At 59.5% G+C, this 19925-nt stretch carries 22 protein-coding genes, 1 pseudogene and 1 riboswitch; of the genes and pseudogenes, 21 read left to right on the forward strand and 2 right to left on the reverse strand.

Annotated elements, in window-relative coordinates:
• The first annotated feature begins 50 nt into the window (after positions 1–50).
• The 21 genes and pseudogenes from IPP35_10970 to IPP35_11070 all read left to right on the forward strand — a co-directional run bounded on the left by IPP35_10970 (position 51) and on the right by IPP35_11070 (position 17959).
• Entirely contained in the window at positions 51–2303 is a 2253-nt protein-coding gene (locus tag IPP35_10970; GenBank protein ID MBL0059602.1) for a UvrD-helicase domain-containing protein, read from the forward strand.
• A 73-nt stretch (positions 2304–2376) separates the two neighbouring features.
• Positions 2377–2820: a hypothetical protein gene (locus tag IPP35_10975; GenBank protein MBL0059603.1), complete on the forward strand. Its 444-nt coding sequence runs from the start codon at positions 2377–2379 to the stop codon at positions 2818–2820.
• Positions 2821–2989: 169 nt separating this feature from the next.
• Positions 2990–3277, forward strand: coding sequence for an Asp-tRNA(Asn)/Glu-tRNA(Gln) amidotransferase subunit GatC (gene gatC, locus IPP35_10980; GenBank protein MBL0059604.1), 288 nt, complete (start codon positions 2990–2992; stop codon positions 3275–3277).
• Complete coding sequence (gene gatA, locus IPP35_10985) at positions 3274–4752, forward strand: Asp-tRNA(Asn)/Glu-tRNA(Gln) amidotransferase subunit GatA (GenBank protein ID MBL0059605.1); 1479 nt, start codon at positions 3274–3276, stop codon at positions 4750–4752. The genes gatC and gatA overlap by 4 nt, the downstream gene beginning before the upstream one ends.
• Positions 4749–5483 carry a glycosyltransferase gene (locus IPP35_10990; protein ID MBL0059606.1) on the forward strand — a complete coding sequence of 245 codons (735 nt, stop codon included), beginning with the start codon at positions 4749–4751 and terminating at the stop codon, positions 5481–5483. Before gatA ends, IPP35_10990 begins: the two co-directional genes overlap by 4 nt.
• Positions 5462–5905, forward strand: coding sequence for an NUDIX domain-containing protein (locus IPP35_10995; protein MBL0059607.1), 444 nt, complete (start codon positions 5462–5464; stop codon positions 5903–5905). Before IPP35_10990 ends, IPP35_10995 begins: the two co-directional genes overlap by 22 nt.
• A pseudogene (gene gatB, locus IPP35_11000) lies at positions 5902–7366 on the forward strand (Asp-tRNA(Asn)/Glu-tRNA(Gln) amidotransferase subunit GatB). The gene IPP35_10995 and the pseudogene gatB overlap by 4 nt, the downstream one beginning before the upstream one ends.
• A 246-nt stretch (positions 7367–7612) precedes the next feature.
• Positions 7613–8059: a PilZ domain-containing protein gene (locus tag IPP35_11005; protein ID MBL0059608.1), complete on the forward strand. Its 447-nt coding sequence runs from the start codon at positions 7613–7615 to the stop codon at positions 8057–8059.
• A 51-nt stretch (positions 8060–8110) separates the two neighbouring features.
• Positions 8111–8227, forward strand: a riboswitch (SAM riboswitch).
• A 75-nt stretch (positions 8228–8302) separates the two neighbouring features.
• A complete protein-coding gene (locus IPP35_11010; protein ID MBL0059609.1) occupies positions 8303–9553 on the forward strand; it encodes a threonine synthase in 1251 nt (416 codons plus the stop codon).
• Positions 9554–9718: 165 nt separating this feature from the next.
• On the forward strand, positions 9719–10225 hold the full coding sequence (locus tag IPP35_11015) for a MoaD/ThiS family protein (protein MBL0059610.1): 507 nt from the start codon (positions 9719–9721) through the stop codon (positions 10223–10225).
• Complete coding sequence (locus tag IPP35_11020) at positions 10215–10484, forward strand: NIL domain-containing protein (GenBank protein MBL0059611.1); 270 nt, start codon at positions 10215–10217, stop codon at positions 10482–10484. The genes IPP35_11015 and IPP35_11020 overlap by 11 nt, the downstream gene beginning before the upstream one ends.
• An 87-nt stretch (positions 10485–10571) precedes the next feature.
• Entirely contained in the window at positions 10572–11174 is a 603-nt protein-coding gene (locus IPP35_11025) for an HNH endonuclease (GenBank protein ID MBL0059612.1), read from the forward strand.
• Positions 11171–11545 carry a response regulator gene (locus tag IPP35_11030; protein ID MBL0059613.1) on the forward strand — a complete coding sequence of 125 codons (375 nt, stop codon included), beginning with the start codon at positions 11171–11173 and terminating at the stop codon, positions 11543–11545. The genes IPP35_11025 and IPP35_11030 overlap by 4 nt, the downstream gene beginning before the upstream one ends.
• A gap of 134 nt (positions 11546–11679) precedes the next feature.
• On the forward strand, positions 11680–12201 hold the full coding sequence (locus tag IPP35_11035; GenBank protein MBL0059614.1) for a Rieske 2Fe-2S domain-containing protein: 522 nt from the start codon (positions 11680–11682) through the stop codon (positions 12199–12201).
• A 72-nt stretch (positions 12202–12273) separates the two neighbouring features.
• Entirely contained in the window at positions 12274–13632 is a 1359-nt protein-coding gene (locus IPP35_11040) for a cytochrome bc complex cytochrome b subunit (GenBank protein MBL0059615.1), read from the forward strand.
• The gene (locus IPP35_11045; protein MBL0059616.1) at positions 13629–13991 is read left to right on the forward strand and encodes a hypothetical protein; all 363 of its coding nucleotides are present in this window, start codon (positions 13629–13631) and stop codon (positions 13989–13991) included. Before IPP35_11040 ends, IPP35_11045 begins: the two co-directional genes overlap by 4 nt.
• On the forward strand, positions 13988–15298 hold the full coding sequence (locus tag IPP35_11050; protein ID MBL0059617.1) for a c-type cytochrome: 1311 nt from the start codon (positions 13988–13990) through the stop codon (positions 15296–15298). The genes IPP35_11045 and IPP35_11050 overlap by 4 nt, the downstream gene beginning before the upstream one ends.
• 32 nt (positions 15299–15330) lie before the next feature.
• Positions 15331–15909, forward strand: a complete 579-nt coding sequence (locus tag IPP35_11055; GenBank protein MBL0059618.1) for a hypothetical protein — start codon at positions 15331–15333, stop codon at positions 15907–15909.
• A 6-nt stretch (positions 15910–15915) separates the two neighbouring features.
• On the forward strand, positions 15916–16287 hold the full coding sequence (locus IPP35_11060; GenBank protein MBL0059619.1) for a response regulator: 372 nt from the start codon (positions 15916–15918) through the stop codon (positions 16285–16287).
• A gap of 5 nt (positions 16288–16292) precedes the next feature.
• Complete coding sequence (locus IPP35_11065; GenBank protein MBL0059620.1) at positions 16293–17651, forward strand: FAD-dependent oxidoreductase; 1359 nt, start codon at positions 16293–16295, stop codon at positions 17649–17651.
• Positions 17652–17653: 2 nt separating this feature from the next.
• Complete coding sequence (locus IPP35_11070; protein ID MBL0059621.1) at positions 17654–17959, forward strand: 4Fe-4S dicluster domain-containing protein; 306 nt, start codon at positions 17654–17656, stop codon at positions 17957–17959.
• A 185-nt stretch (positions 17960–18144) separates the two neighbouring features.
• On the opposite strand, the gene IPP35_11075 is transcribed toward IPP35_11070, so the two are convergent.
• Positions 18145–19092, reverse strand: coding sequence for a VWA domain-containing protein (locus IPP35_11075; protein MBL0059622.1), 948 nt, complete (start codon positions 19090–19092; stop codon positions 18145–18147).
• Between the two features lies 1 nt (position 19093).
• On the reverse strand, positions 19094–19825 hold the full coding sequence (locus IPP35_11080; GenBank protein ID MBL0059623.1) for a hypothetical protein: 732 nt from the start codon (positions 19823–19825) through the stop codon (positions 19094–19096).
• Positions 19826–19925 lie beyond the last annotated feature (100 nt).

The following is a 19925-nucleotide window of genomic DNA, read 5'->3' on the forward strand; positions in this document are numbered from 1 at the left end:
ATCTGGTATAATGGGTCCTTCCGACGACCAAAAAACGATCCATTATCCCCATGGCCCTTTCCTCCCAACTGCTGGATACCTTGAACCCTCCCCAACGGGAGGCCGTGACCCATGGCGAGGGCCCCCTTCTGATCCTGGCCGGGGCGGGATCGGGGAAAACCCGCGTCATCACCTACCGCATCGCCCACCTCCTCTCCGAAGGGGTTCCGGCCTGGAACATTCTGGCCGTGACCTTCACCAACAAAGCCGCGGCCGAAATGCGCCATCGGGTCGACGAACTGGTGGGGGGAACCGGGCGCGGCGTGTGGATATCCACCTTCCATTCGTTTTGCGCGCAATTCCTTCGGGTGGAATCCAAGGTCGTGGGGTTGGATCCCCACTACGTCATTTATGACAACAGCGACCAGGTTCAGGTTTTAAAAGAGGTCCTCCGCGAACTGAAACTGGATGAGAAGAAATATAAACCGAACCAAGTGTTGAACGTGATCTCGCGGGCCAAAGACGATCTTTTGGACGCTGAATCCTACGCCATTCACGCCATGGCCCAAAATGACCCCTTCCGTCAAATGGTGGGGACGCTTTATAACCACTATCAAAAAAAGATGAACAAGGCGAATGCCTTGGATTTCGGGGACCTCATCCTCCGCACCACGGTGGCCCTTCGGGATTCGGAACCCCTACGGGCCAAATACCAAGCCCGCTTCCGCCACGTGATGGTGGACGAATACCAGGACACCAACCACGCCCAGTACCTGTTGGCCAAACACCTGGTGGCGCCGCCCAAAAACCTTTGTGTGGTGGGCGATGACGACCAGTCGATTTACGCCTTTCGCGGCGCGGATGTCCGAAACATCCTGGAATACGAACGGGACTATTCCGGGGCGAAGGTTGTTAAACTGGAGCAAAACTATCGCTCCCAACCCATCCTGACGGCCGCCCACAATGTGATCTCCCGCAACAAGTTCCGGAAAGACAAAAAGCTCTGGACGGAAAAGGCGGAGGGGGACCCCGTTCGGTTTCAAGAGTTCGCTGACGAGCTGGAAGAGGCGGGGTTCATCGCGCGGGAATCCGCCGGTTACCTGGCCGCCGGCCGGCGGCGGTCGGACATCGCCGTTTTTTACCGCACCAACGCCCAGTCCCGGGTTTTGGAAGACGCCTTCCGCCGAGAAAACATTACTTATACCTTGGTGGGAAGCGTGCGTTTCTACGAGCGCATGGAAGTCAAAGACGTCCTCTCCTACCTGCGCGTCGCGGTGAATCCCGCCGATTCGGTGGCGGTCAAGCGGATCATCAATGTTCCCACCCGGGGAATCGGGAAAACCACGGTGCTGGCCTTGGAAATGAACGCCGCCACGAAAGGCGTGAGTTTTTATGAAGCGGCCATGGATATGGCCCAACATCCGGAAACCCCCGCCGGAGCCCGGGGAAATTTAAACAAGTTTTTGGATGTCATGAAGGCGCTCCGCGCCGCCGTGCCCACGGCCACCGCCTCCCAAATGGTCCAAACGGTTCTGGAGTCGGCGGGCTACTGGGCCCATTGGGAGGAACAAACCAGTTCCGATCCCGAAGCCGCCCATCGCTTGGACAACCTACAGGAACTGGTGAACGCCGCCAAGGAGTTCGAGGAGACCAACGAAGACAAGACCGTGGCGTCCTTTCTGGAAAAGGTCTCCCTGGCCTCGGGGTTGGACGCCTTAAAAGAGGACGGGGGCGCCGTGACGCTCATGACCGTCCACCTGGCCAAGGGACTGGAATTTCCCGTGGTCTACGTCACCGGTTTGGAGGAGGGCCTCTTCCCCATCGGAGAATCCGCTTTTGACGAGAAAGAGCTGGAGGAAGAACGGCGCCTGGCCTACGTGGCCATCACCCGCGCCCGCGACATATTGACCCTCACCGCCGCCGCCTCGCGGAAAATCTACGGCCGCTCCCATTGGAACGTTCCGTCCCGTTTTGTGACGGAGGCCGGTTTGATCGAGGCCCCGTCGCCCCGGTCCGCCCCACCGGCCAGGGCCCCTTGGGGTCAAACGCCGGGCGTGTTTTCCGCGCCGTCCCGGGGAGGAACGAACGCGCCGATCCCTGTCGGTTCGTTCGATCCGGACGAGGAAACCGGCGTGCCAACCCCCGCCATGTCCAGCGGTCCCCATCCCCTTCGGGTGGGCCAACGGGTCCGCCACCCCATGTTCGGCGACGGAAAAATTTTGGACAAGGCCGGCACCGGCGAGAACGTGAAAGTCACCGTCCTTTTCGATTCCGGCGCCCGCAAACAAATCCTCGCCCGCTACGCCAACTTCGAACCGGCGTAAAGCCGAAAAGCCTTACAATGGGTGGAAGTTTTTTTCTTAAATGACATTCGTTTAAACTTCATCGGAGGGTGTGATGATTCCACTGGAATTCACGGAAACCGAGTTTAGGGAGTTGCTGGAGGTCATGTATTTGGCGGATTGGGCGACGAACGCCCACCGGGTCCCCGATGGGAAGCCGGATCCTTATCACGCCCTTCAACAAAAAATCCTGGGGCACGCCAAAGCGGCGGGCTGTGGGGACTTGGTGGTTTATAGCGAAAAAGAAAAAGCGTTTGCCCCGTCCGACAAGTTGGAGAAAACCTGCCACGGGACCCTGGACGTATACGACGAGGAAACCTTTTGGGAAGAATTGGTCCGCCGGTTGGCCCTTCGGGATATCGAGCAAGAGCGGGGGCCCGACGCCTTGGAAAAGATGTCCGCGGAAATACGATCGAGCGTGATCAGCGAAATAGAAGAGCGCTACCAAACGGAGTGCGAAAGGCACGGACTGGATCGTCTGGAGGTCGTGGAGGAATAAGCGGGACCCTCCCGGAAACGAGATCCAGAGCGGGCTCCCCGTTTTTTATTCCTGGCCCCGTACGTTTATCGGGATAAAAGGACGTCATGGGTTCGATTTGAAAAGGAATCCGACGGTGCCATTCCCAATCCCCAACTTTTTGGGCCAATGATCTGATAAAATCCCCTTTATGTCCCTAACCGAAAAAGATGTGAACTACGTGGCGCGTCTGGCGCGGTTGGCTTTGACGGATGAAGAGCGGGTCAAATATCTGGGCCAACTGGGCCGGATTTTGGACCACATCCAAACCCTTTCCAAATACGACACGCAGGACGTTCCGGCCACCACCCACGTGATCCCTCTGGCCAACGTATGGCGGGAGGATGAAGCCATTCCTTTCGGCGACACCGAGTCCATCCTGGCCAACGCGCCCGACCGGGAAGAAGTGTATTTCCGGGTCAAGAAGGTCATCGAATGAGCGACCTCATTTCCCTTGGCGCCGTGGAGATTGCCCGCCGGGTTCGCGGGCGGGAAGTGTCGGCCCGGGACGTGGCCCGGGCGTTTCTAGATCGCGCGGCCGCCTGGGACAAATCCCTGAAGGCCTTCCTGAGTCTTAATGAGGCGTCGGCTCTCGCCCAAGCCGACGCGGTGGACAAAAAAATCGCCCAGGGAGGCGACCCGGGGGCTCTGGCGGGCGTCCCCGTCGCGGTAAAAGACAATATGTGCGTGGCGGGAACCCGCACCACCTGCGCCTCGAAAATTTTGGAGAACTTCACCGCCAACTACGACGCCACGGCCGTCGCCAAGCTTCGCGCGGCGGGGGCGGTCTTCATCGGGAAAACCAATTTGGATGAGTTCGCCATGGGCTCGTCCACGGAGAACTCGGCCTTCTTCACCACCAAAAACCCCTGGGATCTTTCCCGCATCCCCGGGGGCTCCTCCGGGGGGTCCGCCAGCGCCGTGGCCGCCCGGCTGGCTCCCCTGGCTTTGGGCTCCGACACGGGCGGGTCCATTCGCCAACCGGCCGCCCTCTGCGGCGTGGTGGGCCTGAAGCCCACCTACGGCAGGGTGTCCCGTTTCGGCCTCGTGGCCTTCGCTTCTTCCCTGGACCAGATCGGGCCCTTCGCCGCCAACGTGCCCGATACCGCCTTGCTCCTCCAGGCCCTGTCCGGACACGACCCGAAAGATTCCACCTCGGCCCGGATGCCCGTGCCCGACTTCGCCCGGGCCCTCTCCCGGGGGGTGAAGGGGCTGAGGGTGGGCCTGCCCAAGGAATATTTCATCGACGGCATGGACCCGGAGGTGGAGGCGGCCGTTCGCGCGGCGGTCAAAACCCTGGAATCCTTGGGAGCGAAAATAACCGAAGTCACGTTGCCCCACACCGACGTGGGCCTCTCCGTTTATTACGTGATCGCGCCGTCGGAAGCCAGCGCCAACCTGGCCCGTTTCGACGGCGTCCGCTACGGCCACCGCTCCGCCCGGGCGGAAAACCTCCTTCAGCAATACGAGTTTTCCCGGGACGAAGGGTTCGGCCCCGAGGTCAAGCGCCGGATCATGTTGGGGACCTACGCCTTGTCGTCCGGCTACTACGACGCTTTCTATTTGAAGGCGCAAAAAGTCCGGACCCTGATTAAACGGGATTTCGACCGGGCCTTCGAATCCGTGGACCTGATCGCGACGCCCACGACCCCCACGGCGGCCTTCAAAGCGGGGGAAAAGTCGGACGACCCCCTTCAAATGTATTTATCGGACGTGTTCACCATTTCCTGCAACCTGGCCGGCCTGCCGGGGTTGTCCCTGCCCTGCGGGTTCACGTCCAACAAATTGCCCATCGGGCTTCAGTTGTTGGGCAAGCCCTTCGACGAAGAAACCGTGCTGGCGGCGGCCGCGGCCTACGAGGGGGCCACGTCGTGGTCTCGGGTTCCGCCGACGCCGGCGGGCGTCGTCCGTTGAGGGAGGGGCCGGCCCTGTCGGTAGTGGTGCCGGCGTTCAACGAAGAGGGTTACCTGGGACCGCTCCTGGATTCCCTGGAACGGGCCCGGGAACGGTTGGCGCGGGAGCGGGGGAAGACGGCGGAGGTGATCGTGGTGGACAATGCTTCCACCGACGGGACCGCCGCCTTGGCCCGGGCGCGGGGCGCGCGGGTCGTTTTTGAGCCTCACCGCCAGATCGCGGCGGCGCGGAACGCCGGCGTTCGCGCGGCCGTCGGGGAGATCGTGGCCACTTGCGACGCGGACAACGTGGTGTCGGACAACCTTTTGGTTCGGATCGACGAGGAAATGGCCGACCCCCGCGCGGTGGGGGGCGGGGTGAGGATTCTACCCGAACGTCAGCGCTGGGACACGGACCTTCTGTTTTGGTTTTTTGACCGCGCGGCTCTTATCCTCGGGACGAGTTTCGGCGTTCTGTTCGCCCGGCGGGAAACTTTTGAGCGGATCGGTGGGTTTCCCACGGAGATCTATGTGGGGGAGGACGCTTTTTTTGTCCTGGGGCTGAAACGCGAGGCGCGCCGGCGCCGGGGAAAATTCGTGTCGATCCGGGACGCTTTTATCCGAACGTCCCTTCGGAAGATCGACCAGTTTGGTTTCGGGAACATTCTTTGGCAACACGTTAAATTTCTTTTCGCGCCGTGGCGGCTCCGCCGCCGGGAGGCCGCCCGCACATGGTACGACGTTCGAAAGTGACCACCCCCTCTCACGTCCGGGAAGTTTCCGCCGGGGGCATCGTGTTGGGCGAGAAAGGGGTCCTGCTGATCAAGGTGCAGGACCTGGCGGGTCAGGTGGTGTGGACCTTCCCCAAGGGGCATTTGGAAAAGGGGGAAACGTCGGAAGAGGCCGCTCTTCGGGAAGTGCGGGAGGAGACCGGTTGGGCCTGTCGGATCTTGGCCCCTTTCTGCCAGGTTCGTTACGGATTTCTTCGGGACTTGACGCCGGTGGCCAAGGTGGTCCATTGGTTTCGCATGGCGCCGGTGAAACGGACCGGCCTTTCCGATCCGGAGGAAGTTCAAGACTGCCGTTGGATGGAGCTTAAAGAGGCCGCGGACCTCGTTGTTTATCCGTCGGACAAAAAAATCATGAAACGACTTTTGAAAGGATCGCATACGTGACGACCTACGAAACCGTGATCGGGCTGGAAGTCCACGTTCAGCTCAAAACCAACAACAAAATTTTCTATTCCTGCTCCACCGCTTTCGGGGCCGAACCCAACAGCCAGATTTGCCCGGTGTGTTGCGGTTATCCCGGGGTTCTCCCCGTTCTGAACAAAGAAGCGGTGGTGGGACTTGTGCGGGCCGCCCTGGCGCTGGGGTGCCGGATCAACGAGCGGTCGGTTTTCGCCCGCAAACAGTATTTCTATCCCGACCTCCCCAAAAACTACCAAATTTCCCAGAGCAACCTCCCCCTGGCGTTGAGCGGGACGTTGGATATTTCTCCCGCGCCACGGGAAACCAAGCGGATCCGCATCCAACGCATCCATTTGGAGGAGGACGCGGGAAAACTATTGCACGCCGTGGGCAACCGCGCCTTGGACTACTCCCTGGTGGACTTAAACCGCACGGGGGTTCCTCTCATGGAGATCGTTTCGGAGCCGGACCTTCGGACCGCCGAAGAGGCCAGCGCCTATTTGGAAACCCTGCGCACCATCCTTCGTTACGTCGAGCGTCTCCGATTGCGATATGGAGAAGGGGTCCATGCGGTGCGACGCCAACGTTTCGATTCGGCCCGTCGGGCAGGAAACCCTCGGCACCCGGGCCGAGGTCAAAAACATGAATTCCTTTCGGAGCGTCCGGGACGCCATTACCCACGAAGTCGCGCGCCAAATCGCCGTGGTGGAGGGCGGCGGCCGGGTGGTTCAAGAAACCCGGCTCTGGAGCCAGGACCAGGGCGCCACCCAGTCCATGCGGTCCAAGGAAGAGGCCCACGACTACCGTTATTTCCCGGACCCGGACCTGGTGCCCTTGGAATTGACGGCCGAATTTGTGGAATCCCTACGGAAATCCCTGCCCGACCTTCCCGAGGCGCGGCGTGCCCGGTATGAGGGGGAGTTGGGCCTCTCGCCCTACGACGCGGGGGTCCTCACGGGGGAGCGGACGCTCTCGGACTATTTCGACCGAGCCCTGGCGCGGTTCGAGGCCGCCCAGCAACGGGACGCGGCTAAACCGCTCACCAACTGGTTGACCACCGAACTTTTAGGTCGGCTGAACGCGCAAAAGAAATCCCTGGAGGAGTCCCCCATCTCGCCCGAGCACCTGGCCGACCTGGTGAATCTCATCTTAAAAAACACCGTGAACAGCAAAGCCGCCAAGGCGGTCTTCGAATTCATGTTCACCGAAGGCGGCGACCCCGAAAGCATCGTGAAGGCCAAGGGGCTCCTTCAAGTGGAAGACGCCGGGGAAATCTCTCGTTGGGTGGAGGACGTCTTAGCCGCCAACCCGAAAATTGTGGCCGATATCCAAGGGGGAAAAGTCAGCGCCGCGGGCTCCCTGGTGGGCCAAATCATGAAAAAGTCCGGCGGCCGCGCCAATCCCCAAACCGTCCAACAACTGCTTCGGGAGAAGCTAAAGATCTAAAGACCTCGGCGGTTTTTTCCAATCGCCCCGGGAGGCGCTCCCGGACCCTCCCCCCGTGGCTTCGTTGTTCCCCTGGACATTTCTCCGAATCCGATATATACATGGAGGGCCACTGAGGGTCCGCCCTTTCTTCGAGATGAAGCGGGCCTCCGCGCCTGGGTAAACGGCATTCATCCATCCTTACTTCCGCGGCAGGCGACTTCTCGTGCGACACCATTCACCGGTTCTTCTCGGAGGTGCTTTCCCATGGAAATCGATCGTCGTAAAACCTATCGGGTTCCCTTTGGCCCGGAGCAAAGCCATCGCGTGGTATTTCTCCCCATCGGGATCACGGGGCGCATCAAACCTCCCCAAACGGGACAGGTGGTCAACCTGTCCGAAGACGGCATGAGCGCGCTGATCCACATGAAGGTGCGCAAACGCAAAAAATTCTGGGTGGAGATCGACCTGCCGGGCCCGCTCCGGAACCTTCGCGTACGCGCGAAGGCGGTCTGGGTGGAGAAGGATTCCTACGGGACCCGGGTGGGCTTGAGCTTCATCCAAACCCCACCCTCGGTTCAAGCCGCGATCCGGAAGGTGGCCTACGATTTCCGCGTCTGCGAGGCGGGCATCGCCTTCGCCCTGGCGAACGTGTGCAAGCGGGTCTGCACCTACTGGGAGTGTTGCCGGAAACCCATCAAATTGAAGGCGTGACCTCCGCCATTGATTTGACTTCCGTCGCCTGATTTATTACTTTTTCGTCATCTCTTATAAAGAGTGGGGGAGGGACAGAGCCCGATGAACCCACGGCAACCGTCCGCCGTCATCCGGCGGGGGCAGGTGCCAACGCTCGATCCCACCAACCCAGGGGTCCGATAAGAGGAGACCGAAACGGCACCCCCGTGGAGCGTGCTCCTCGGGGATTTTTCTTTTTTAGGCGCGCCCAGGAGACATTCGATGTCCCAAAAGATAAAAGGTTTGAAGTGCAAAGAGTGCGGGCGGCTTTATCCCGCCGATCCGATCCACGTCTGCGAGTTCTGTTTCGGCCCCCTGGAAGTCGACTACAACTACGACTTCATTAAACGCTCCCTGACCCACGGAAAAATCGAGTCCGGCCCCCATACGCTGTGGCGGTATTGGGACCTGCTTCCGGTGGTGACCGACAACGTGGTTTCGATCCACGAGGGCATGACGCCTTTGTTCCACGCCAAGCGGCTTGGGGCCGAGTTGGGTCTCTCGAACCTGTTCATCAAAAACGATTCCGTGAACCCCACCTACTCTTTCAAAGACCGTGTCGTGAGCGTGGCGCTCTCCCGGGCCCGGGAGCTGGGATTCGACACCGTGGCGTGCGCCTCGACGGGCAACCTCGCCGGGTCGGTGGCCGCCTACGGAGCCGTCGCGGGATTCAAAACCTTTGTTTTCATGCCGGCGGATCTGGAATCCGGGAAAATCATCGGGGCGGGGATCTACGACCCGGTGATCGTGGGCGTCCGCGGCAACTATGACGAGGTGAACCGTTTGTGCGCGGAAGTGGCCGACACGTTCAAGTGGGCTTTTGTGAACGTGAACCTCCGCCCTTATTATTCCGAGGGATCCAAAACTCTGGCCTTTGAAACGGCGGAGCAACTCGGCTGGCGGGCTCCCGACCATTGCGTGGTGCCCGCCGCCAGCGGGTCGCTCCTCACCAAAATCCACAAGGGCTTTAAGGAACTGGAACTGATCGGGCTGATTCCGAAACACAAGACGAGAATGTCGGTGGCCCAGGCGGAAGGGTGCGGGCCCGTGGTCACGGCCATCCGTGAAAAAACGGACATCGTACGGCCCGTCCGACCGAGGACCATCGCTAAGTCTCTTGCCATCGGCAATCCCGCCGACGGCCCCTACGCCGCGCGGATCGTCCAAGACACGCACGGCGGCGCGGATACCGCGACGGACGCCGAAATCGTGGAGGGGATTCGGACCCTCGCCCGCACGGAAGGGGTTTTCACCGAAACAGCCGGCGGCGTCACCGTGGCCGTATTGAAAAAACTCGCTAAGACTGGTATCATTTCCTCCGACGAGCTTGTGGTGGCTTACATCACCGGAAATGGCCTGAAGACGATCGAAGCCGTCAGCGGGCATACCGCGCCCATGAACGAGATTTCGCCCCTCCTGTCGGAGTTTCGTGAACTCTATGACCGAGTGAGCGTTCGTTCTGTTCAAGGATGATTCAACGGGTTTGACGCCAAGAAAGGCCGGTTTGTAGTTGCCCCATTCATGGGGCGCCATTAAATCCGTTTGTTTTTGAATTTGACGTCAAAATCGCCCGATAAATCGGGCAACTACGCTTAAGCGACCGGCATCAGGGCGAGACGCCGTCTGAAAGGAGACTTTATGTCTGTTAAAGTTCGCATCCCCGCTCCGCTCCGCCGTTTGACGAAGGACCAGTCGGTGGTGGAAGTAGAAGGACAGACCGTGGCCGACATCCTCGTTGGCTTGGAAAAAGGATACCCCGGCATTAAAGAACGCCTCTGTGATGAAACGGGCCAAATCCGCCGTTTCATCAATGTGTTTATCAACGGCGAGGACATCCGCTTTAAAGAGGGAGCCAAAACCCCCGTCCCCTCCGGCGCCGAAGTCAGCATCGTTCCAGCTATCGCGGGCGGGACGTCGGCGCTCTGCGCCGCGCCCAGTCGTCGGAGCCCTGCGAAGATGGCGGGCGGGACGTCGGCGCTCTGCGCCGCGCCCAGTCGTCGGAGCCCTGCGAAGATGGCGGGCGGGACGTCGGCGCTCTGCGCCGCGCCCAGTCGTCGGAGCCCTGCGAAGATGGCGGGCGGGACGTCGGCGCTCTGCGCCGCGCCCAGTCGTCGGAGCCCTGCGAAGACGGCTGGTGGGCGATAGCCCCGTGGCGTCCCCCCGCGTTAAGAAACGAGTTCACCTGGTTTTCCGTTCGGACTTGGTTCAGAAGCCCATCACCTGGGAGATGTCGAAAAAATTCGACATCATCTTCAATGTCCGGCGGGCCAAAATCACCGAAAAGACCGGCGAGAGCGTTCTTGAACTGGAAGGCGAGGCGGCGACCTTGGATGCCGCCATTGCCTGGCTGAAAAGCGAGGGGGTGCACGTGGACCCCGTCACCCACGACGCTCTGGAAAGCTGAATCCTTCCCCTCCCCTTCCGGGCGCGTTGCGTTTTTTCCCTCGAAAATTTCCGGTTCCGGGTGTAGACTAAGGGCAGGGGGTGGGCCATGTCGTCGGACGTGCTGGTCCTTAATCGGCAGTTTTACGCCATTCACATCACTTCGCTCAAACGAGCGCTGACCCTCCTTTATCTGGACCATGCCCAAGTGGTGGATGAGGAATACCGGACCTACTCCTTTGACGACTGGCGCGCGCTCTCCGACGCCCGCGCGGACCATCCCGCCGGTTTCATTCGAACCCCGACGTTTCGTCTCGCCATTCCCGAAGTGATCGCCCTGCGGGTTTTTGACCGCCTGCCCGTGGGCCAGGTGACGTTCACCCGGCGGAACATCTACGAACATTACGGCTATCGCTGTTGTTATTGCGGCCGAAAGTTTGCAACGGAAAATTTGAACCTGGACCATGTGGTTCCCCGAAGCCGGGAGGGGGCCACGAATTGGAGCAACATCGTGACCTCCTGCATCCCGTGCAATTTAAAGAAATCCAACCGCCTTCCCGAAGAGGCCGGGATGAACCTATTGATCACTCCCTCCCGGCCCCGCTGGAAAGGGGCGGCCTCCCTGGTTTTCAAGTCAAACGCGAAGATTCGCCAGTCCTGGCAACGGTTCGTGGACAACGCCTATTGGAATTCCGAGTTGGAAAACCAGTGACGGTGGCCCCCGGGGTGGCCCTGGTGGTGGAAGACGATGACGCCATCCGGGACGTGATTCGAGAGGTATTGGAGGGGCAGGGGTTGGAGGTCCTCTCCGCCTCCTCGGGGGAGGAATCTTTAATGTTATTGTCTTCCCGGGCCGTGGACGTGGTCGTCATGGACCTTCGGATGCCCGGGATGAACGGGGTCGAAACCGCCATCGCCATGAAACGAGAATTTCCCGACCTGCCCATCATCCTTTGCACGGTGTGCGAGCAATGGCGCGTGCGGGAATTCATTGGGCACGAAATTCGGGCGTATCTGCAGAAGCCCTTTACTCTCCGACAGTTGAACGATACGGTTCAAACGGCTCTCGCTTATCCTCGCTGACGTTCGTTGGGGGTGGGGCCGCCTTCCGTGATTTTCCTTTCTAAATTCTCCGCTTTGAATTGACAGCCTCGGAGTGAACTTGTAAACTTCGGTTTTCGCTGTTCGATCGAACTTTATCTTCTCAATAACAGCCTATGACAGACGCCACTCCATCGCCGGCTTCGACCGGTCCTGAAGGCCTCTTAAAATCCGAGCTGACCCGCCGCGGGTTTTTGGCGGGGGGGTGGGCGGCGTTCGGCGCATTTTTGGCGGCCAGCGCGGGCGGGGCGGCCCGCTTTATGTTGCCGAACGTCCTCTACGAACCTTCCCAACGATTCAAAATGGGCAAGGTGAAGGATTTCCCCCTGGGCGTGACCATCAACAAAGAACAGCGCGTTTGGATTATTCGAGACGAAAAAGGAGTCTACGCTCTCTGGGCTCGGTGTACCCACCTGGGGTGCACGCCCAACTGGTTCCCGGCGGAGGTTCGCTTTCGTTGTCCTTGCCATGGCTCCAACTATAACATCGACGGAGACGTGATTGCCGGACCGGCGCCGAAACCCCTCTGGCGGTGCGCCGTGGATGTGACCCCGGAAGGCGATTTGGTGGTGGACAAGTCTCAAATGGAAAACCGTCCGGGGTTTCGCGATCGCGGTTCTTTCCACGTGCTGGCCTAACTCTCCGTGCCCTCCCTTCCCTCCCTTAAAGAGCTCCAAGACCGATGGATCAACAGCCAAATCTGGCGCTCCATGTTCCGGGGGGGGACCTGGAAGGACACGTCCCGGGACCGCGCCCAACATATTCTGGGCAACGTCTGGCTCCACCTCCATCCGGCGCGGATCCGCCAGCGCGCCGTCCGTTTCACCTACACCTGGGGCCTGGGGGGATTGTCCTTCGGTTTGTTCATGATCCTGGTGGTGACGGGCGTCCTGCTCATGTTCTATTACCGCCCCGCCGTGGAGTTGGCCTACCGGGACATGAAGGATCTGGAATTCGCCGTTTCGCTCGGCATGTTCCTGCGGAACCTCCACCGCTGGTCCGCCCACGCCATGGTGCTCTTGGTGATCCTTCACATGGTGCGGGTTTTCCTGACCGGCGCTTACAAGACGCCGCGGGAGTTCAACTGGGGGGTCGGGGTCGTGCTGTTGGTTTTGACGCTGTTCCTTTCTTTCACCGGGTATCTTTTGCCCTGGGACCAATTGGCCATCTGGGCGGTGACGGTGGGAACCAACATGGCGAGCTCCACGCCTTTCGTCGGCGCCGAGGGGCCTTTTTCCAATTTGGTCGGGGTGACGGCCTCCAACGACGCGCGGTTCGCCCTCCTGGGCGGTACCACGGTGGGGGCGAACACGCTCCTCCGTTTCTACGTGCTTCATTGCGTGGCGGTTCCCGTCCTGGCGGGGATCCTCATGATCGTCCACTTTTGGCGAATCCGGAAAGACGGGTTTTCAGCCGCCCCTCTGCCCGGGGAACCTCCGGAGAAAAAAATGGAGGTCTGGCCGAATCTCGTGGTGCGGGAGTATCTCGGAGCCATTTTGATGTTGGTGTTTTTGATCGGGTGGTCGGTCTTGGTCAACGCCCCGCTGGAAGGCCTGGCCAATTCCGGGGTGACGCCCAACCCGTCCAAGGCGCCCTGGTATTTCCTGGGACTGCAAGAATTGCTGGTGTATTTCGATCCCTGGCTGGCCGGGGTGGTCTTGCCGGGGGTGATCATGATGGGCCTCATGGCGATTCCCTATTTGGACCCGGATCCGAAGCTCGGCGTGGGCACCTACTCGTTGAAAGAACGGCCCTTCGCCAATACCGTTTTCATTTTCGGCGTGGGCATGTGGTTCCTGTTGATCGTGATCGGGACCTTTATGCGGGGACCCAATTGGTCTTTCTTCTGGCCCTGGGAAAGCTGGGCGGTCCACAGCAAATCGCTGCCGCCACGCACCTGGAGCTTGATCCTGGTTGATTTTTCCGACAAGGCCGGCTACTTCTTCACCAGTCAAAAACACCGGGCCTTCGGGTGGCGGGGCCCCTGGGGATCGGCGCGGCTTTTGCCGCGGCCGGCGCCTTGTTCGGCGGATATTTTGGCGGCGGACTCTTATTTCCAAAAGCGGTGAAGGCGGATTGGCCGCTGAAAAAATCCATGGGGCTCGCGGCCATGGGCTCTCTTTTCGTCGGGGTTCTGGCCAAAGCGGCCCACGCCTTCCTGTTTCGCTACGATTTCATCGCCAAGAACATCCCGCACTTCGGTCTGGTGGAAATTTTTTACGCGGCGGTCTTTCTTTTCATCGTTTTGGTGATGGGGTTCTTAATGCCCCAAAGGTATCTGAGGAAAGCGTCTTTAAGCCCCCTTCAATACGGAACCACGATGATTCTGCTGTTGATGATGTTGGGGGTGGTGCTCAAGATGGCCGCTCGTCTTGGATTTAACATCAAGTATCTCTTCTCTCTCCCCGGTTTGAACCTCAACATATGAGCCTGAAGGAAACCTTGCTGACGCGGTATTTCACCTTGAGGAACCTGTTCGTCATCGGGAACCTGGCCTTATTGGCTTTCCTTTTGGCGGCCATCGTCAAGGACCAAAACCGCGAGTGGAAAAAATACCAGCGGGAATATTTCCGACGAGAGAAATCCCGATTGAAAGAGGATTTGTCCCGGGCGACGACCGAGGAAGCGAAAGCTCCCCTGGCCAAACAGCTGGCCTTGATCCGGTCCCAATCGGTCCGTATTCGCCAGCTCATGGCTCCCCCTCTGGATCGCTACGACCGATGCGTCACCTGTCACCTGGGCTACGACCCGGTCCTGTCCCCCGCGAACCAAACTCCGTATGCGGATCTCCCTTACGCCGCCAAAGCCAACGAAGTTCATCGGACCCACGCGCCGGAGAAATATGCCTGCACCGTTTGCCATGAAGGCCAGGGGTTGGCCACCACGGTTCAGGCGGCCCACGGGCGGGTCCGGCACTGGGAAAAACCGCTCCGCGTGGGACTCCTTCTCCAGGCCTCCTGCGCCAAGTGCCACTCGAACCTTTACGACGAAAAGGCCATGCCCTTCACAACCGCCTGGCGCCGAGGGGAGACCATTTTTAAAGAAAAGGGTTGCATCGGGTGTCACCAGATCCATGGTCAGGGCGGGCCTATTTCCGTGGATTTGGCCGAGGAGACCGCTGACAAGCCGCTTTCCCGCATCGATTTCAGCCATACGGACCTTCCCGAGGAAGAACACACGTTGGCCAACTGGATCCGCCTCCACCTGGTGCGGGATCCCTGGACCTTGGTTCCTGGCGACCCCAAGGGGGAATTTAACGAAGAACCCATCGCCCCTTCGGGGATGCCCTTCTTCAATTTGAGCGAGGCCGACGCCGAGGCCGTGACCACGTTCGTCCTTTCCTTGGGGCGGGACCAGATTCCCATGGAGTTCACGGCCCCCGTTTCCTCTCTCCGGGTTGAACCGGTCGGGAAAACGGCGGTGGAGCGCGGCCGAAAGGTTTATGAGAAATTCGGTTGCGCGGCCTGCCACGCGCCGGACGGGTCGGGCGGCACAAGGAATTTCAATTACGTGAATGGCACCGAGCCCAACCTCAAAAAAGCGGTGGCCACCTACACGAAAGAGGAGCTGGTGGAGAAACTCAACAAGGGTGTTTCTCCCGTCGGAAAAGCGGATCCCAAGGGGCCGACGCCTTCCCTCTACATGCCTGCCTGGAAGGATAAAATCAAAGGCGCGGACATGGACGACCTGGTCACCTATCTATTCAGCATCGCGGAGAAGCAAGAAGAGTGGTAAAATCCAATTCCCAGAAAAAGGCGAGGCCAAAGATGAAACGATCTTTATTGTGGGTCCTAGCGGTGGCGTCCGTGGGGTTCGGTATCCGATCCCAGGCGGGGGATTCGGCGTTCGATGCCGAGAAGGCCAAGGCCCTGGCCAACCCCTACGCCAATGATTTCGGTCCGGAGAAGCTGACGGACGCCCAACTTTCCGGGTATCCCGCGGACCTTCAGGCCGCCTACAAAGGCGTGCTCCTTGTGAAATGCATAAAATGCCATTCCTCCGCGCGTCCCTTGAACAGCCAGTTTTTCGAAGTTCCCGGTAAAGGCCCCGAAAAGCAGGCCAACTTAGACAACCTCAAAAAGACCGACCCCGACATGTTCTCCTCCCCGAATGTGTGGCAGGTGGAGACCGACATCTGGCAACGTTATGTGAAGCGCATGATGTCGAAGCCAGGTTGCGAAATCACGGAGCCCGAAGGCAAGGCGGTTTATCGTTTCCTGGCCTTCGACAGCCAACAGCGGAAGGCGGGCAAAAACAAGGTCTCTTGGAAGGCCCTCCGAGAAAAACTGCTGGCCGATTTCAAGGCCAAAAACCCGTCCCGCTATAAAGAGCTTTACGAGAAATAGCCTTCCATGGCCACCATCCTGATCGCCGACGATGAGTCCGACATCCGGGAATACGCCCGGAGCGTGCTGGAACGGAACGGTCACCGAGTCCTCGAGGCCGCTTCCGGCCCCGCCGCGTTGAGCGTCTTGGCGACGGAGAAACCCGACCTTCTCCTCCTGGACGTGATGCTCCCCGGAATGGACGGGCACACCCTCCAGATGCACCTTTCCAGCGATGAGAGGCTGAAGAACCTCCCGGTCATCGTCGTGACCGCGCTTGATTTCACGCAAGAGATGTTTGCCAAGTTTCCCCAAGTCAAGGGGTTCCTGGCCAAACCCTTTTCACCCGTTCAATTGGACCAAGCGGTTCGGCAAGTGGTGCCGACCCCGAGCCTTTAACCCCTATGGCCGACGAAAAATTTGACGCCATCGTCGTGGGGGCCGGACCGGCCGGGACGTCCGCCGCGCTCACCATGGCGAAAGCCGGGCTGAGTGTTGTTCTCTTGGAGCGGGGGGAATACCCGGGCGCCAAGAACGTCCAAGGCGCCGTGATGTATACGAAGATGCTGGACGAGCTTGTCCCCGCGTTCTGGAAGGATCCCCAGGCGGCCCTCGAGCGGCCCATCACCGAACAAAAGATCTGGGTCCTTTCCAAGGATTCCATGTTTCAGGTGGGGTTCAAGTCCGAACGTTGGTTGGCCGAACCCCACAATTGCTACACCGTGATTCGGGCCGCCTTCGACCGCTGGTATGCCAAGAAAGCGGAAGAAGCCGGGGCCCAGCTCTTTACGGGCGTCACCGTTCGGGAAGGCCTTCGGAAAGACGGCAAAGTCGTGGGGGTCAAAACCAGCGATGGGGATGAACTCTACGCCGACGTGGTGGTGGCGGCCGACGGCGTCAACTCCCTCCTCGGCCAACAGCTGGGCCTTCTGGATGAATGGACGGCGGACGAAGTGGCTCTCGGGGTTAAAGAAGTGCTGGAGCTCCCTCGCGAAAAAATCGAAGACCGGTTCAACCTCGAAAAAGGCGAGGGAACCACCATCGAAATCTTCGGGGAAAACACCCGGGGTCTCTTGGGGTATTCTTTCCTCTACACCAACAAAGACACCCTTTCTTTCGGCGTGGGCGCCAAGCTTTCCCATTTCCAGAAAACGGGAATCCGCCCCCCGGACCTGTTGGAATACGCGAAATCCCACCCCATGATCCGCCGCCTGCTGAAGGGTTCCAAATCGTTGGAATACTCGGCCCACCTGATCCCCGAGGGGGGGTATAACTCCATGCCGAAGTTGTTCACGGACGGTTTTCTGATCGCGGGCGACGCGGCCCAGATGGTAAACGCATCCCACCGGGAAGGGTCCAACCTGGCCATGACCGCCGGCCGTCTGGCGGGGGAAACGGTCATCGAAGCCAAGACGAAGGGGGATTTCAGCGCGAAAACCCTTTCGGCCTATCAAGAGAAACTGCGGAAATCTTTCGTGATTCCGGACCTCTTCGACCACAAGGACCTGGAAACCATGGTGGAGAAGCACATGGACCTCGTCGCGGAAGGCCCCGAGCTGATGGCCCAGTCCCTCTATGATTATTTCAACGTGGACGGTCGCCCGAAGCGCGACACGCAGAAGAGCATCCTACAGCGACTGCTAAAAAATTCAGCTGTTAAAGAGCTGGTGAGGTCGGAACTGACGTTGAAAAACGAGTTCAGCCTCGTCAAAATGGCCCTCAAAATGCGGGTCCTGTTGTGGAAACTGACCCACGGGAAATAACCATGACCTCCGATGCCCTGCCAAAAGTCAACGTGGATGAAAAGCTAGGGACCTTGACGTATAAGGCCGACCACCAAGCCCATATCACGATCAAGGACAGCTCCACCTGCCTGAACAAATGCCACGACAAACCCTGCGTGACCGTCTGCCCGGCGCAAGTCTACCGCTGGGAAGACGGTCAAAAAAAGCTCATCGTTTCCTTTGAAAACTGCATAGAGTGCGGCGCTTGCCGCATGCTCTGCCCCTTCGACAACATCGATTGTCACTGGCCCCGCGGGGGGTTCGGAGTCCAATACCGGTACGGCTGATTTAACGTAACGACTCCGGTCCAGGCGTTTCTCCTTCTCCCGCGAGCGGGAGAGGGTCGGGGAGAGGGTGAGGTTTCCCAACGGGGAATCGGGCGGAGCCCTCCGTCGTTACGATTTAACCTTTAATAAAAACGAGGCCCGGTTTCCCATGGGGGAAACCGGGCCTCGTTTTTCTAAAGATTCGGCTAGTGAATGAGCGTCACGTCTTGGGACGTGGTGATGGAACCGTAACTGATGTATATCCGGATATTTGGTTCGGTGCTCCGTCGGCGAAATGTCAGCGCATAAATCCCGTCAAAAGCCGAGCTCGTCAGGATCGCGTTCAAAGCGGTCACCAAAGAAGCCGGATCCACCGACTGGGTGACTCCCCCGCCGGTGGGATTAACGATGCCTTGCATGGTCGAGAGATCGGTAACGTCGGTCCCCACGAGCACGGCGGCCGCCACGGTGCCGATGCTCAGGAGCTTGTTTTTGGCGTCCGTGGGCGTGTTCACGCTGGCGTTGTCGTCTCCGTCCGTGAGGACGATCAGCAAGCGGAGTCCGGTGGCCTTTGAAAGCTCTTCCGCTCCGGCGATGATCGCGTCGTAAACCGCGGTTCCCCCGCCCGTGGCCACCGGGGTGGCGTTGATCATGTCGGCCACCGAGGCCTTATCCGTGGTCATGGGGACTTTCAATTGGACCCCGCTGTCGAACTCCACGAGCCCCGCCTGGGCGGAGGCCGGTAGGTTGTTGAGGAAGATCGTTGCCGCGCTGTTGGCCGCCGTTGTGCGCGTGGTAGTTGGATCCAAGTTGCCCTCCATGCTACCGCTTCTGTCGATCACGAGCATGACGGCGAAAGGAAAGTCCGCCGCCGATTTGTAATCGGTCACGACCAGGGGGGTTCCATCCTGAAGGACGGCAAAGTTCCCCAGGGTTAAATCCGCCATGGGCAGGCCGCCGTTGGTGATGGATTGAAGCAGTAAGGAGACCTCGGGGGGGTGGGAGTTGTCGGTCCCCCGGACCTGGATGGCAACGCTTGAAACGGCCGGGTCCGGGGTTCCCAGGAGAGGGCTGTACTCCTTTCGCTGACACCCCGCCAAGAAAACAACCACCGCCAAGAGGAGTGAAAAGGGGTTCGGTCTTTTTGTTTTCATTTTATTCCTCCACGTTCGCGGGGGGCCAGTAGGTGATCGCCATCATGTAGGAAATGTGGGAGGTCCAATATTGGTCCGGTTCTTTCATGGATTGGTATCGAACCTCCGGGATCAAGCGAAACCCTCCCAGGGTCGGGAGCATGATCCCTCCGGAAGCGGAATAGCCCAGGTGCAAAAAGGAGCCGCTGGCTTGAACCGCCGGGTGGTTGACGGTAATTCGGTCCCAACCCACGGCGGGCCCCACGGCGATGAACGGGATCCAGAGGGTGTGCTCGGGAGCCCCGGAGAACTTCATGGCCCGAATAACGATGGTGGCGCTCAGGGTGAAGAGGTCTTCTTTCGTGTAGGGGATGGTCTCCGGCACCTGGAGAGGAAAATAATCCGCGGAAAAACGGAAGACCAATCGGTTGTACCACTTCGGGAATTGGGGAACCGGAGGGCGGAAGTAGGTGTCCACGCCGATGTTCCCTAGATTGGTGTAGTCCTTGTATCCGGTCAGAACGTCGGTGTAACCGCCGGTCAACCCGAACGCCATGTTCCACCCCACGCCTTTGTCTCGCTCCGCGAGAACCTTGGAATAATCGACGTCGTCAAACCCGTCGTCGGCGCGAGCGGGCGGGGAGAAGAAAGCGAGGGTGACGCCAAGCAGGCCGAGGAGAACAAGAGCGGTTCTCCCTCGCGCGAAGGGAAGGACAGTGGAAACTGAGTCTTGGGGGCGATGGAGTTCTTTCATGGCTTTTTACCATAGCAGAAGAATCATTTTTTTTCAAGGGTTTCTTGCGTGCCCCCAAAAAATATTTTCAGTTTCGATTTCTTGGGGAAGCCAAAGTCCT

Source organism: Elusimicrobiota bacterium, assembly GCA_016721625.1.
GTDB lineage: Bacteria > Elusimicrobiota > Elusimicrobia > FEN-1173 > FEN-1173 > JADKHR01.